The 14168-nt window shown below is 73.0% G+C and carries 11 protein-coding genes; 5 read left to right on the plus strand and 6 right to left on the minus strand.

Features of this window, described 5'->3' with window-relative positions; all coding sequences use genetic code 11:
* Window positions 1-129: 129 nt before the first annotated feature.
* The 5 genes from D1350_RS22265 to D1350_RS24660 are packed head-to-tail and all read left to right on the plus strand — an operon-like array spanning window position 130 to window position 7263.
* The gene (locus tag D1350_RS22265) at window positions 130-1530 is read left to right on the plus strand and encodes a TrbL/VirB6 family protein (RefSeq protein ID WP_125778253.1); all 1401 of its coding nucleotides are present in this window, start codon (window positions 130-132) and stop codon (window positions 1528-1530) included.
* Window positions 1517-3022, plus strand: a complete 1506-nt coding sequence (locus D1350_RS22270) for an SCO6880 family protein (protein ID WP_206074647.1) — start codon at window positions 1517-1519, stop codon at window positions 3020-3022. Before D1350_RS22265 ends, D1350_RS22270 begins: the two co-directional genes overlap by 14 nt.
* Window positions 3019-4536, plus strand: coding sequence for an ATP/GTP-binding protein (locus tag D1350_RS22275; protein WP_125778254.1), 1518 nt, complete (start codon window positions 3019-3021; stop codon window positions 4534-4536). Before D1350_RS22270 ends, D1350_RS22275 begins: the two co-directional genes overlap by 4 nt.
* Window positions 4533-6332, plus strand: coding sequence for a type IV secretory system conjugative DNA transfer family protein (locus D1350_RS22280; RefSeq protein ID WP_125778255.1), 1800 nt, complete (start codon window positions 4533-4535; stop codon window positions 6330-6332). Before D1350_RS22275 ends, D1350_RS22280 begins: the two co-directional genes overlap by 4 nt.
* On the plus strand, window positions 6322-7263 hold the full coding sequence (locus D1350_RS24660; RefSeq protein ID WP_240644289.1) for a DUF4913 domain-containing protein: 942 nt from the start codon (window positions 6322-6324) through the stop codon (window positions 7261-7263). The genes D1350_RS22280 and D1350_RS24660 overlap by 11 nt, the downstream gene beginning before the upstream one ends.
* Window positions 7264-7315: 52 nt before the next feature.
* On the opposite strand, the gene D1350_RS22290 is transcribed toward D1350_RS24660, so the two are convergent.
* From D1350_RS22290 to D1350_RS22315, 6 genes are all read right to left on the minus strand, one after another.
* Window positions 7316-9070 (minus strand): hypothetical protein, encoded by a 1755-nt coding sequence (locus tag D1350_RS22290; protein ID WP_125778256.1) that lies wholly within the window; start codon window positions 9068-9070, stop codon window positions 7316-7318.
* A gap of 15 nt (window positions 9071-9085) precedes the next feature.
* Window positions 9086-10894 (minus strand): relaxase/mobilization nuclease domain-containing protein, encoded by a 1809-nt coding sequence (locus tag D1350_RS22295; RefSeq protein WP_125778257.1) that lies wholly within the window; start codon window positions 10892-10894, stop codon window positions 9086-9088.
* Entirely contained in the window at window positions 10891-11289 is a 399-nt protein-coding gene (locus tag D1350_RS22300) for a plasmid mobilization protein (protein WP_125778258.1), read from the minus strand. Before D1350_RS22300 ends, D1350_RS22295 begins: the two co-directional genes overlap by 4 nt.
* 979 nt (window positions 11290-12268) lie before the next feature.
* Window positions 12269-12931, minus strand: coding sequence for a hypothetical protein (locus D1350_RS24805; protein ID WP_125778259.1), 663 nt, complete (start codon window positions 12929-12931; stop codon window positions 12269-12271).
* Window positions 12932-13082: 151 nt separating this feature from the next.
* Complete coding sequence (locus D1350_RS22310; RefSeq protein WP_125778260.1) at window positions 13083-13487, minus strand: DUF6573 family protein; 405 nt, start codon at window positions 13485-13487, stop codon at window positions 13083-13085.
* A gap of 75 nt (window positions 13488-13562) precedes the next feature.
* Window positions 13563-13895: a hypothetical protein gene (locus D1350_RS22315; RefSeq protein WP_125778261.1), complete on the minus strand. Its 333-nt coding sequence runs from the start codon at window positions 13893-13895 to the stop codon at window positions 13563-13565.
* Window positions 13896-14168: the final 273 nt, after the last annotated feature.

The following is a 14168-nucleotide window of genomic DNA, read 5'->3' on the forward strand; positions in this document are numbered from 1 at the left end:
CCTTGCTGTCCTTGCTCATAAATCCGATCTCCGTTGCTGCCCCCAGCCTACGAACTCACCAGGACCGGGGTCTCACGGAAGTCTGGCGGATAGGGCTCGGCGGAGCTCACGCAGCTGCTCGGGTACGTAATGGGGATCGGCCTGATCGTCGCGGCTGGGGCGCTGATCTGGCTCCTGGGCGTGATGGGGGCGAGCATGCGTCGCGGTGAGGGCGCGCTGAACGTCGGCCGGCTCGGGCTGGTCCTGGTCGGTGTCGTGGTGATCGGCGGAGCGTCGGCGATCGTCGCTGGCGTCATGCCGGCGGCGCCGCGGAATGCGGCTGGCGCGACGCTGTTCCTCCAGTCCTCGCTGTGGTGGTACACCGGCGCGGTAGCGCTCTTGGCGGTCATCGTCGGTGGTGTCCGCCTGGCCTGGCATCACCGGGCTGAGGAGGGCCGCAACATCCTCCAGGGTCTGACGACGCTGATTGTCGTGGCGGCCTTCGGCGTGACCGCGACGCAGATGCTCATCGCGGTGGCTGACAGCTTCTCGGTGTGGATCCTGCGCGGAGCGCTCAAGTGCGACGTGGTCCAGGATGCGAACTGCTTCGGGCAGAGTGTGCTCCTCCTGGTCCCGCTCGCGCAGAGGAGCCCGGGCTCCGGGCTGACCGCGATTCTGGTCATCATTCTGGGCATCGTCGCGATCCTCGCCGCGGCTATGCAGGTGCTGATGATGGTCGCGCGGTCGGCGATGCTCGTCATCCTGGCCGGCATCCTGCCGCTGTCGGCGGCGGCCACGAACACCGAGACGGGCAAGGCGTGGTTCAAGCGGTGCGTCGGGTGGCTCATCGCTTTCGTGCTCTACAAGCCGGCGGCCGCGATCGTGTATGCGGCGGCCTTCCAGCTTGTCGGGACCGACTTTTTCGCGTCGCCGGACGCGATCATCGCGGTGCTGACGGGGCTGATGCTCATGGTGCTGGCGTTGTTCGCGCTGCCGGCGTTGATGCAGTTCGTCACCCCGCTGGTGGGCGTGGTCGCCGGCGGGGCTGGCGGTGCCGCGGTCGCGGCGGGGGCGATGTCGGCGCTGCCGATGGGCGCGGTCCAGGCGGGCCGTCTCATGGGTGGCTCGTCGGGCGCGGCGCCGTCGGGCTCGGCATCGGCATCCATGCCGTCGGGTTCGGCGTCGAGCTCCGGATCCTCAGGTGCGAACGGCTCGCCGGGCCCGCAGGGCTCGGCTGGCAGCCCGGGCGGTACTCCGCCTGCGGGCTCGAGCGGTTCCTCGGCGGCGGGTGCGGCCGGGACTCAGGGGGCATCCGGTGCGGCCGCCGGTGCTGCTGGCGGTGCTTCTGGTGCGGCAAGCGGCGCGGCCGCGGGTGGTGCCGCTGCTGGCGGCGCGACGGCGGCCGGCGCTGCGGCGGGGCCGGTCGGCATGGCTGCGGGTGCGGCTGTGGATCTGGGCATGCGCGCGGGGCAGGCCGCCGTGCAGGCCGCGCAGAGCATGGCGCAGGAATCGACGACGACGAAGGAGGAGGGTCCAAGTGGCAGCCGCTGAGACGACGCGACAGGTACGCACGTACGGGAACTGGAGGCGCCCGGTCTCACCGGGGCTGCTCGGCCTGGGCACGGCCTCGACCATGGGTCTGGTCGCGGGTCTGCTGATGATCGTGGTGCTGGTCTTCCTGACCGACCTGCTCACGGCCACCGTGTTCGGGCTGGGCGTGGCGGCGCTCGTCGTCGTGCTGCGTACGCGCGACGTCCACCGGCGCAACGTGCTGCAGCGGGTGGGTGGGCGGCTGGCGTGGTGGTCTGCGAGGGGGGCGGGCGCGCACCTGTATCGGTCCGGTCCTCTGGGCCGGGTCCCGTGGGGCACGTTCCATCTGCCGGGCATCCTGGCGGCGACGACGCTGACCGAGCACCTCGACGGCCTGTCTCGGCCGTTCGCGCTGCTCTACACCCCGAAGGTGGAGACGTACACGGTGGTGCTCGGCACCGAGCCGCCCGGGATGATGCTCGTCGACGAGGACCAGATCGACCTGTGGGTCGCGGACTGGGGTCACTTCCTGCGCAACCTGTCCGACGAGCCGGGTCTCGAGAGCGCGGCCGTGACTGTGGAGACGGCCCCGGACACCGGGCACCGGCTGCGTCGTCAGGTCGAGTCGCGTATCGACCCGTCGGCGCCGGCGTTCTCCCGGGAGCTGCTGCGTGAGGTCGTGGACGCCTATCCGTCCGGCTCGAACACGGTCCGCGCGTTCGTCTCCCTGACGTTCTCGGCCCGGGGTTCGAGCGGCAAGCGGCGCACCCCGGACGAGACGGCCCGGGACCTGGCCGCCCGCCTGCCGGGTCTGACCAGCGACCTCCAGGCCACGGGCGCGGGTGCGGCCTGGCCGCTGTCGGCGCAGGAGGTGTGCGAGGTCGTGAGGATCGCTTTCGACCCGCCGGCGGCGACGCTGATCGATGAGGCGCGTGCGGCGGGCACGGTCGCGGTGCAGCGGTGGAGCGACGTCGGTCCGACGGCGGCTGAGGCGAGCTGGACCGAGTACCGGCACGACGGCGCCTGGTCCAAGACGTGGGCGATGACGGAGGCGCCGCGCGGCTACGTCCACTCGGCGGTGCTCGCTCGGCTGCTCGCCCCGCACCGTGATATCGCCCGCAAGAGGGTGACGCTGCTGTTCGAGCCGATCGACGCGGGCCGTGCCGCGAAGATCGTCGAGGACGACCAGCGCGACGCCCGTTACCAGGCGACCTCGTCGAGGACTGTGGCCGCGCGTGATGACTACTCGCTGCGCGCGGCGCAGGCGACGGCGGCCGAGGAGGCGGCTGGTGCCGGGCTGGTCAACTTCGCGGTGCTGGTCACCGCGACGGTCACCGACCCGGACAGGCGCCGCGACGCGGCGGCCGCCATCGATTACCTGGCCAACACGGCGAGGCTGCGTCTGAGGCTGCTCCACGGGTCGCAGGACTCGGCGTTCGCGGCGGCTCTGCCGCTGGGCCTGAACTTGCGCAAGCACGTCGCGGTCCCGAAGTGGATGAAGGAGGAGCTGTGAGCCGAGCGAAGAACGCCACGGCGCGGCCGGTGCTCCAGCCGGGTTCGCGCGGGTGGGGCGGGTACGGGACGGGGTACGCGAGCTACATCCAGGCGCCGGACTTCTACCGGGGCACCACGGCTCAGGTCTGTGGCCTGTACCCGTGGTCGGTCGGGACCGGCGCGCCGATGGTTGGTGTGCCGCTCGGGCGGCACGAGTATTCCGGGGCGACGGTGTGCTGCGACCCGATCAGCTGGTTCCAGGAGGCCAAGCTCATCTCTACGCCGAGCGTGTTCGTGCTCGGGCTGCCTGCGCGCGGCAAGAGCACTCTCGTGCGCCGGATGGTAGCGGGCCTGGCGGGGTTCGGCACGAACCCGATCGTGCTGGGCGACCTCAAGCCCGACTACGTCGACCTGGTCCAGGCGATGGGCGGGCAGGTCATCCCGCTGGGCCGTGGCCGGGGCAGCCTGAACGTGCTCGACCCGGGCGAGGCGGTCGAGGCGGCCGCGCAGCTGCGGGCCGCCGGGCACGACAAGCTCGCTGGCGAGCTGCTGGCGGACGCGCGCAGCCGGCGCCTGACGATGGTGGCCGCGCTCATCACGATCCTGCGCAAGTCTCCCCCGACGGACCGTGAGGAGACGATCATCGAGCGGGCGCTGAGCGTCTTGGACGAGCGGCACGACGGCGTCCCGGTGCTGGCCGACCTCCTCCAGGTCATCCGTGAGGCGCCCGACGACGTGCGCGCGGTCGCGCTCGACCGCGGTGACATGAGCCGCTACCTGGAGATCACCGAGCATCTGGAGGCCTCCCTCGTGGGCCTGGTCACCGGTGGGCGGCTGGGTGACACGTTCTCCCGGCAGACGACGATGCCGATGCGGCGGGACCGGCCGGTCGTCTACGACGTCTCCGGCATCGACCACTCCAACAAGGACCTCCAGGCCGCTGCGCTCATGGCGTGCTGGGCGGCCGGCTTCGGGACGGTGACGGTCGCGCACGCGCTGGCCGACGCGGGGCTCGAGCCGCGGCGGCACTACCTGGTCGTCCTGGACGAGCTGTGGCGGGCCCTGCGCGCTGGGCCCGGCATCGTCGACCGCGTCGACGCGCTCACCCGCCTGGACCGCCAGCAGGGCGTCGGCACGGTCATGGTGTCCCACACCATGACCGACCTGGTCGCTCTGCCCTCGGAGGAGGACCGGCACAAGGCGGCCGGCTTCGTCGAGCGTGCCGGCATGGTGATCTGCGCCGGCCTACCGGCCGCGGAGATGCCGCGGCTCACGGCGGCCGTGCCGATGTCGGAGCGTGAGCAGGCTCTTCTCCAGGGGTGGAGCTCGCCGGCGACCTTCGACCCGCGCACGGGTCAGGAGGCTGAGCCGCCGGGCCGGGGCCGGTTCCTGATCAAGGTGGGTGGGCGCCCGGGTATCCCGGTGCGTGTCCACCTGACCGAGGCGGAGCGCAAGACCAGCGACACGAACAAGCTCTGGCACGAGGTCTCTCGCATCACGGCGCCGGCGGCTGTCGGGCAGGAGGAGCTGTGAGCCTTCCCAACAACCGGCGCCGCGATCCGGGCGTGCTGCCCCCTGAGACGATCCTGCTCACGATCCTGGTCGTGGGCACGCTCGTCGTCGGGCTGACCGTCTACGCTGCGGTCCGGCTGGGCCACACGATCGCCGGCACCGTGGATGGTGTGCCGGCTGACCCGTACGACGTCATCTTCGGGCTGATCAACGGGCGTGTGACGTGGCCGGCCCCGGCGACGTGGATCATGGCCGGGCTCGCGGCCGTGGTCGTGACGCTCGGCGTGCTGGCCTCGATCTGGTGGGGGCGCGCAACGGCGCGCTCGACCCGGGCGGACCGCGCGGCCGCGTACCTGGGTGCGGGCCGGGAGATTGAGGGGCTGACGCGGCGGTCGGCGACGGCTGTGGCCCAGCGGCTCCGGGTGGACGGCCCTGCGCCTGGACTGCCCATCGGTGTGACGGTGCGCGGCGGGGTCGAGCTGTTCACCTCGTGGGAGGACCTGCGCCTGGTGTTCGCCGGGCCGCGGTTCGGGAAGTCGACGGCGTTCGTGATCCCGTCGATCCTGGCCGCGCCCGGCGCGGTGGTCTCGACGTCGAACAAGCGCGACGTGGTCGACGCGACCAGGGACCCGCGCTCCGAGCGGGGCAAGGTGTGGGTCTTCGACCCGCAGGGCCTGGCTCTGGAGGAGGCGTCCTGGTGGTGGAACCCGCTGAGCTTCGTCACCGACGAGGTCCGGGCCAAGCAGCTCGCTGACCTCTTCTACACGTTCTCCAGGAGGCCTGATTCCAAGGAGGACGCGTACTTCACGCCTGCGGCGCGGTCCCTGGTGCGCGGCCTGCTGCTGGCGGCGGCTCTCGACGATCGGCCCATCACGCAGGCCTTCGTCTGGGCGACTCGGATGTCCGACGACGAGCCGGCACGCATCCTGCGCCGGCACCCGGACTACTCGCTGGTCGAGGCGGAGGTCACCGGGGTCCTCTCGGCCCCGGACAAGCAGCGCGCCGGTGTGTTCGGCGGCGCACAGCAGATCCTCAGTGCGCTGACGAACAGCAGGCTGCGTGAGTGGGTCGAGCCGCGAGGCAACCGCCCCCAGTTCGACCCGGCGGCGTTCGTCTCCAGCACGGACACCCTGTACCTGATGTCCAAGGAGGGGCCGGCGAACGCCGGCGCGATCGTGACCGCGCTGACGATCGCGATCGCCGAGGCCGGTGAGGAGGCCGCGACGCGCAACGGTGGCCGGCTGCAGGTGCCGCTGCTCTTCGAGCTCGACGAGCTGGCCAACGTCTGCAAGTGGGAGGAGCTGCCGAACGTGTTCTCTCACTACGGCTCGCGCGGGATGATCATCGACGGCTACTTCCAGAACAAGTCTCAGGCGCTGGAGCTCTGGGGCTCCGGCGGGGTCGAGAAGCTCGTCGGCGCCGCGAACGTCGTGATCTATGCGGGCAACATCAAGGACATCGGATTCCTGCGCGACCTGTCCGAGCTCATCGGTGACTACGACCACCTGTCGACGTCGGTCTCCTACGGCCGCGGCGGGCGTAGCGTGAACCGGCAGACCACGCGTCGCCGCATCTTCGACGTCAGTGAGCTGACCGAGCTGCCCAAGGGCCGCGCGCTGGTCCTGGCCGGCGGTAACCGGGCGACGATCGTGCGCACGCAGCCGTGGATGACCGGCCCCCACGCGGCGGCGGTCGAGGCGTCCATCACGGCGCACGACCCCAGCGCGAAGGCGACCCTGGAGGAGACCGCCCTGGAGCTGGAACTGGTGGAGTCCGCTGAGGCCTCCCTGATCGAGGGAGACACCGGTGACCGATGACGACTTCGACCCGTTCGAGACCGACCTCGAGGCCGACGACGTGACCGACGGCGCCGACCGCGCGGACCGGGACGACCACGGCGAGGAAGAGGCGGAGCCGGAGGAGAGCCCGCTCGCCGCCGCGGGCGAGCCGGGCGGCGAGCCGGTCGAGGAGCCGGCCCCGGTGCGACGTGCGCGCCGCGCGCTGCGGTCTGCGCAGGCCGAGAGGACCGCGGCCGTGTCGCGGGTGCGGCTGGCCGACGAGCGGGTCGTCAACGCGCAGGGCGTGATCCGGCTCGCCGAGGCCAAGGCGGCCGACCTCGAGGCGGAGAAGGCGAAGGCGCACCAGGTCCGCGCTGCGCACGAGGCGGTCGAGCGGGCCGAGCGGGCCCTGGCCCGGCTGGAGCTGGAGGTCTCCGAGCGGCGTCGCGAGCTCGGCGTCGCTGAGGAGATGGAGCGCGAGGCGAAGGAAGCGCTCGACACCGCGCTGGCGGGCGCGGCCGACGAGGCAACGCGCCTGGCCGCCGAAGCCGCCGCGGCGGCGGCCGAGCCGGCCACGGATGCTCCGCCTGAGCTGTTCTACCGGAACGTCGACGAGTTCGTGCGCGAGTTCCTGCGGTACGTCTACCGGCGCCCGGTCGACGGCCGCTATTCGTTCTGGTCGCCGCGGTGGTGGAAGTACGACGAGGCGCTGAACAGGCTGGAGGCGATGTGGCGGGCGTGGGAGCACCTGCGGCTCGACCCGGCGACCGGGCCGAGCGTCTGGTGGCGTGACCATGCCGACCCGCACATGCGGGTGCTGCTCTCGCCGCACGGCCCGTTCCGCCGGGAGACCGACGTCGTCGCTACCGACGGCGAGCCGCTGCCGTACGAGCCGCCTCCGGAGGGCTTGTTCCGCGACGAGCGTGCCACTGCCGGGGAAGCGACGGCACCGAAACTGCCCGGCGCGTAGCCGGGCATGAGGAAGGGCCGCACAGTGTGCGGCCCTTCCTCATGCCCGGGGCTCAGCGCTCCGCGATGACTTCTGTGCCAGCTTCCAGGCCTCGGTCGATGCTGGCCTTGGGTGCCGTGCTTGCGGGGCCTGCCTCGGCGGTGGCCTCGGCGGCCGGGGCGCCGGTCGCGACGTCGGCGCGCATCCGCACGGCCACGACCTCGGGGTCGATCCCGGCAGCTTCCAGGCCGGCCGCCTCGCTCTGCCGGCGTTCGTGGGAGTCCCAGTTCGCCGCGCGCTCGATCGCCTGCTCGGTCGCCGCGGCGCCGGCCATGACGTCGGCATCGGCCTGTTCGCGTCGTGCGGGAGCGGGCCGTGGTGCGGGGCTGGGCGCCAGGTCCGCCGGCGGGGGCGGGGTGTCGGTGGTGTTCGTCGCTTCCCGCTCGACCGGGATCTCGCTCTTGGCGGGTGCTGTCTCCTCGACGGGCGGGCCGGGCGCGCCGTCGGTTGCGGCCGTGGTCGGGTCGGGACGCGGGGGCTCCTCTGCGGGGAGGCCGGTGCGCAGGGAGGCGACCAGGTCGTCGAACTGCTGGCGCTGCTCGGGAGTCTCCTGCGTGCTCGGGTCATCCAGGGTTGCGTCGGCCGGCGGCTCGTCGTCGGCGGTCGCGCCGGTCTCGGCGGCGGGCATCTCGCTGGCTGTCGCTGGCTGCTCCTGCGCGGTGTCCGACGACGGCGTCTCGCCCGGGCGGTTCTCCGGCTCGCGGCCGTCGAGCACGTGCCCGACGCGCCAGTGGAGGACCGCGGCGTTGTCCTGGGCGTCGTCCAGGTCGCGCCCGAAGTTGGTGGTGACCTCGCGGACAAGGGTGGGCACGTCGTGCCCGGCGGCCTCGGCCGCGCGCAGGTCGTCCACCAGGACGGGCCAGGCCCCGGAGCTGGTGATCGCCGCAGCGCTGTCGTCGCCGACCTCGACGGCCAGCGCGGCGGCGTACCGCTCACGCTCGGCCCGTGCCTGTTCCTGCTCGGCGGCGGGCGCGCTCGCCTCTCGCCGGGGCGCCGGATCCCGGTCACCAGCCGCGGCCGGCTCGGTCCCCGCCTCGCGCTCGACCTGGCGCGTGGCGTCCTCGGTCCCGAAGTACCGGGCGGGGATGAGCTGGGGCAGGCGGTCGGCGATAGCGCGGTCGACGTCGGGGTCCTTGCCGAACCACTCGTGCAGGTAGTCGCCCCGCCACTCGCTTGCGTTCTTCTCGGCATCGTCCAGGGTGATCGTCGTGCGGGTGTGCGCGATCGCCCTGAGCGCCTCCTCCCTCGTGTACGACATGGTGCTGCGAGCGTCGGTCTGCGCGTCGAAGCCCCCGTAGGTGAACCCGCCGCGGACGCGGTCGGGGTTCGCGGCCCGCTCGGCGGCGGCGGCCTGCACCGCGGCCTCGACCCGGGCGGCGCGCTCCTGCTCGGCGCGCGCCAGCAGCTCGGGCACGTCGATGCCGTACCGGTCGCGCACCTCGGTCTGCATCCGCTGGACCGCGGCCGCTGCCTCCGGGGACTCGGGTGCCCACGTCGTCGCCGTCGTGTACACCTTGCCGATCTGTTCCGGGGTGGCCTTCTCCCACCAGTCCGGGCGGTACACCGGCGCGAGCTCGGCCACGGCGACGCGCCGCTCGGCCTCGTGGCGTGCCATGGCGCGGCGGGCGGCCTGGTCGTCCTGGAGCTGCGCCTGGCGCAGCTGCTCGGTGCGGATCGCGATCAGCTCCGTCCCGACCCGGGCCGCGCTGATCAGCGCGAGCCGGATCATGCCCTCGACCGCGTCGTCCAGGCCGTCGTTCTCTGCCATGACTCCCCCTCGTCGTCAGCGACCGAGCTCGGCGCCGGTCTCGTTCTCGTTCTCCACGGTGCTGGCCGGGCGCGCCCGGTCCAGCGTGGTCGGTAGCGGGCTGCCGCTGGTTGCCGCGGCCGCGCGGCGGCGGCCGGCCTGCATGCGCTCGATCACCTCGCGCAGCGCGGGGTCGACCGGGCGCGGGTCGGTGGCCAGGGCCGGCCGCTCGAGGACGGCGGTCGCGGTCGACGTCGGGCCGGCCATCCGCTCGTGGAGGCGCGTCAGGCGCCGCTCGGCGGTGAAGCGCAGCGCGGCCGCCTGGCGGGCCTGGCTCGCGGCGGCCGCGTACTCGGCCAGCGCTCCGGTCAGGCCGATGAGCTCGTGCATCATCGCGGCCTGTCCCACCGGCCCCTTGCCGACCGCGGCGCCGGCGCTGATGAGCAGGGCGGCGCCCGCGAACGGGTTGCGCACGTGCGTCCGGGCTGGCTGCTGCCGGCGGTAGGTCTGGGCCGACTTCGCCAGGGTGTCGGCCGCGTCGGCGAGCGCGCCCGGCGCGGGCTCGACGCGCGTCGACCACGCCGCCAGGGTGCCGGCCGCCTGCCGTGCGATACGCGGCCAGGTCTCGGTGTCGGTCAGCGGCGCGGCGCGCAGCTGCTCGCGCAGCGTCGCGAGCTGGGCGGCGTGCTCCTGCCACAGACCAGGCGACGGCTCGGCGGTCTCCCGGCCCGGAGCTACCGGGCGGTGCCCGCGCCACGCGGCGTGCCACTCGGCGGCTGCGGCTGTGGCGGTCGTGGGGTCGTCAGGCCACTCGTTGCGCAGGCGCGGCAGGGTCAGGTCCCGGGCCAGGTTGCCCCCGCCGAACCAGACGGGCCGCTCGCCCGGGGTCTTGGGCCGCTCGGCGACCGAGTAGCCGGTGACGACGTCCTGGTGGCCCTCGGCGAACCGGGGGCGGATCAGCAGGCCCATGCGCCGGACCCGGCGCACGAACTCGGCCTCGTCGGCCGCCGCGGTCGACGCGGCGCGGACCTTGCGTGCGAGCACGACCCGGGGCACGTTGAGGCGAATCTCGGCGGCCATGCGACGCTGCCGCTCGGCGCTGTCGAGGCGGTCCCAGGCGCCTTCGCCGTTCGCCTTCTCGACGCGGGCGCGCGCCGCGCTCTGCGCGACGACCTCGGCGCGGCGATGCTCGGCCGGGGTGTAGCCGCGGGTCGCCGTCGGCTCGGCGCCGAGGGACGACTCGAGGCGCTCGAGCCCGTGCGTGATCTCCAGTGCCCGGGCAGCCTGCTGGGCGCGGTAGAAGTCCTTGTGCGTGCTCGCCTTGGTGCCGTCCTCGCGGACGAGGTTGACCACGATGTGCACGTGGTCGTTGCCGGCCGTCGAGGTGCCGTGCCGGACCGCGGCCCAGCGGCACGCAGCCTTGGTGCCCTCGTTGTCGTCGAACCCCATGGCCGTGATGAAGTCGCGCGCGATGTCGCCCCACTGCTGATCGGTCAGCTCGCCCTCGTCGGCGCGCAGCGACAGGGAGCAGTGCCACACGTGGGCCTGCTTCTCCCCCACCCGGACGTTCTTGTAGCGGGGCCGGCCGTGAGTGTCACGGCCGACTTCCTGACGCTCGTAGACACCGGTCGTGACCTCGGTGCCGTACACGGTCCGGGGCTTGTCCAGGTGACGCGCGATGGCGAGCGCGTTGTCACGCTCGAGCTCGTTGTCGTCGTACCACGTCATGAGCGCGTCGGTCCCGGCGACCAGGTGCGGGTTCTCGTGCTCGTTGTGTCGTCCAGGCCCGACGAGGTAGACCATGAGGCCGGCCATCCGGTCACCGCGTGTGACGTTCGGCATCATGGGAGCTCCACCTCCTCCATCGCGTCGTCCAGGCGCACCAGCGCACGACGCACCGCGTCGAGCGTGCCGTGCAGCTCCGCGCTCAGCTCGCCGGTCGCGTTCGCGACCTTCGTCAGCTGGTTCACGTTGTTGCCGATCGCACCGAGCGCACGGTGGAGGTTGAACAGCAGCGTCAGCAGCTCACGCCGCTCGCTCTCGGTCTGACCCGTCTCGCTGGCGAGCGCTGCCTCGATCAGCAGCCTCGGCACCGTCATGTGCCGCGCCTCGGCGAGCCGCGCCAGGCGGCCGGCCTCCTCGGGCGTCACGTACACCGAGTGACGCTTCGTCCGCGCGCCGGACGCGTTCTCACGGCGACGCCGGCTCAACGCGCGGGGACGAGGCGTCGCGTCGGTCACGATCCTCTCCCCTCAGCCAGCGCAGCGACCCCGCCCTCGCGGGGACCCACACACCAGTGTGGCAGGAGCTCGGCCGAAGGTCGAGCGAACAAGCCACTTACCGGAGGTAAGTGTATAGCTTGCTCCGTCTGGGAACTCGATGCGGGTTGGCGCGCCGCGACAGCGGGGTGCCCGCGCGGCTCTGCCGCGCCCACGACCGCGTATGGCGCGTCGCTTCGGGTGCTGGCCGCCCTCGTGCTCCGTACGATGGCGGCATGGCGAACACACCTACGGTGGACGAGGCTGTCGAGCGAGCGCGCCGGGCTCAGGACGCGCGGATCGAGTCGATCCGGGCGCTGGCCACGGCGCGGTAGGGGCTCGTCGACGAGAGAGCGGCGGCGGCCGAGCGGCTCGCTGCGGTCGAGCGGGAGAATGCTCAGCGGGTCGGGGAGGCCGAGCGCGCGGACGTGCGGACCTACCAGGCCGCGCTGCGCGCGGGGTGGACGCGTGAGGAGCTGCGCGCGATCGGGTTCGACGAGCCGGCCAAAGTCCGCCGCGCGCGGCGGAAGAAGCCGGCGCCTCCGGCGCCGGCGCCGGAGGCGCACGGCGGTGCTGGCGCAGCTGAGTGAGGCGGCGACGTCGCGTTCTCAGGCAGAGCCCGGAGGTGCAGCGCTTCGCGCTGTTGAGCCCGTAGGGGGTGCCGTGCGCTCGGGCGCGGACCTGGTCGTCGGTGAGACACGCTCGACGCCGGTCGGTGCCTTCAGGGCTCGGTGACACTCCGCTCGGGTGTCATCCACATCGATGCCTGCCCGGCAGACGCGGCGCGGCGGCGGTGTCATGTCACGAGGGTGTGCCGTCGCGTCCTGTGTCACGAGCCTCGGGTGATGACACGAGTTCGAGTGCCATGCCATCGGGAGGCGTGTCGTGACCGCGGCTTGCGTCATGACACAGGTGGGCGGGGTGCCGTCCCGGCGACGTCGCCGGTGTCGTGTCGGCTGTGTCAGCCGGCGGAGTGTCCTCGAGGGTGGGCGTCCTGGGCTGACGCGTCCGTGTCGGGGTTGGCGGCGATGATGCCGCGGCGGGCGTGGGGTTCGAGCTCGTCGCGGTGCGGGTGATCGGTGAGCGCTTGGAGGAGCCGGTGGCCGTGGGTGGCGTACCAGGCTCCGGCCAGGACGTCGTCGCCTGGCGGGTGCTCGAGGACGTACGCGGCGAGCCTGGCGGTGACGGGGACGAGGGCGGGGCCTGAGGCGTGGGTGAGCCAGGCGGCCACCAGGCGCACGGGGCGGACGGTCGCGTCGACGGGTTCGGGCAGGTCCTTGAAGGTGCGGCGCAGGTCGAGGGCGGCTTGCATGCGGGTGTCCCAGTCCCATGAGCTGATGGCGCCCGCCTGGTCGGCGAGCTCGCGGGTCCAGGGTTGGGGGTCGGCGTCGCGGGCCGCGGTGATCCTTAGGGCGTGGGCGGCGTACTGGCCGGCGGACAGCGTCCGGCGGGCGGCTTTGTAGCCGGTGCGGTTGCGGGCCTGGCCGGCCTCGGCCGCGGCCCAGGCGTCGACGGCTGCGGGGATCTCGGGTGGGGGCGCGGCCGCGGCGCGGGTCCGCTCGAGGAGCTCGAGGATCGGGCGGGCGTGCTCGTCGGGGAGCTCGTCGACGCGGTGGGCGGCCATGGTCGTTCCTTTCGGTCTGCGCGGTGGTGCGCACCTGCTGAGGCGGGGGGTGTGGGGGGCGGCAAGTCCCCCACCTCGGCTACCGGGGTGAGGGTACGGGTATGGGCCGGGCCGGGCGCGTGGTGCGCCCGGCCCGTGGTGGGTTGGATGGTCAGTCGTCGATGGGTCGCATGATCGTCAGGACGGGCGCGGCGGTGTCTCCGGGGCCGACGTGGGCGATCAGTTCGACGGGCTGGGTGGTGAAGTCGTCGGGGCTGTTCGGGATGACGTCCACGGTGAACGTGAGGCGGTTCGTCGCCTCGTGGGCCGCGATCTGGCGGATCTTGCGGTGCAGGGTGTCCAGGACGGTGAAGAGGCGGGACTCCTCGTCGTCGTGGTCGCCGTTGACGGGGTTCCACTGGACGGTCTCGACCCATGCGGTCGCGGTGATCGCGGCCGGGATCGTGAAGCGGTGCGCCTGGGCCTGCGCGGTGATGTCGCGTAGGACGCCGTCGGCGAGGGCCTGGGCGCGGGTGTAGGCGTGGATGACGGGGCCGAACAGGTCGTCGCTGGTCATGGTCTTCTCCTTGGCTCTGGTCGTCGTTCGGGGCGGGGGCCGGGCCGCCGCTGGCGGGCGGCCCGGCCGGGTGGGTCAGTTGCGGGTGGGGACCTTGAGGTGCCCGAACTCGGCGGTGAGCGCTGCCTCGGCGGCGGCGACGGGGCAGGTCCCGGCGTCGTAGTCGCTGCGCCAGTCGCGGTCTGCGAGCACGGCGCGGGGGAAGCCGATGCGGTAGCGGAGGCGGGCGTCGACGGAGGCGAGCCAGACGCCGTAGTCGAGGTCGCCTCGGGCGGCGTCGGTGACGTAGTCCCGGTCGAAGTTCCGGAACGTCGCACGCAGGCGCTTCTCCAGGCGGGCGCGCGCCTCGGTGGTGAGACGGGCGGGGTGGAGGTCGATGCCGGTCGGCTCCGTGGTGGAGGCGTTCATGGGCGGGTGCTCCTTCTGCCCGGGGGTGGGTGGCGGGATGTGCCCGACCGTTGCTCGCCCCCTCCGGGCGTCGGAGACAGCGCCCGTATAAGCGGCCCGGAGTGCAAGTCCCGGGACCGGCAGGAGGAGAGGACTTTCCGGCGCACGAGGGAGCTTGCGACCCGCGCCGGAAAGTCCTCGGGGGAATGCCGGCGCCGCAGGCGCGGGACTTGCGCGGAGGGTCGCGCGGGCGATGATGGAGCGGCCGGAGGGGACGAGGTTCAAAGACGAACA

Source organism: Antribacter gilvus (assembly GCF_003946865.1).
Taxonomy (GTDB): domain Bacteria; phylum Actinomycetota; class Actinomycetes; order Actinomycetales; family Cellulomonadaceae; genus Antribacter; species Antribacter gilvus.

What these genes read in the sequence shown, in the direction of transcription:
- D1350_RS22265 (WP_125778253.1), top strand. Translation starts at nt 130, where the DNA reads ATGGGGATCGGCCTGATCGTCGCGGCTGGGGCGCTGATCTGGCTCCTG.
- D1350_RS22290 (WP_125778256.1), bottom strand. Translation starts at nt 9,070, where the DNA reads ATGGCAGAGAACGACGGCCTGGACGACGCGGTCGAGGGCATGATCCGG.
- D1350_RS22295 (WP_125778257.1), bottom strand. Translation starts at nt 10,894, where the DNA reads ATGATGCCGAACGTCACACGCGGTGACCGGATGGCCGGCCTCATGGTC.
- D1350_RS24805 (WP_125778259.1), bottom strand. Translation starts at nt 12,931, where the DNA reads ATGGCCGCCCACCGCGTCGACGAGCTCCCCGACGAGCACGCCCGCCCG.
- D1350_RS22310 (WP_125778260.1), bottom strand. Translation starts at nt 13,487, where the DNA reads ATGACCAGCGACGACCTGTTCGGCCCCGTCATCCACGCCTACACCCGC.
- D1350_RS22315 (WP_125778261.1), bottom strand. Translation starts at nt 13,895, where the DNA reads ATGAACGCCTCCACCACGGAGCCGACCGGCATCGACCTCCACCCCGCC.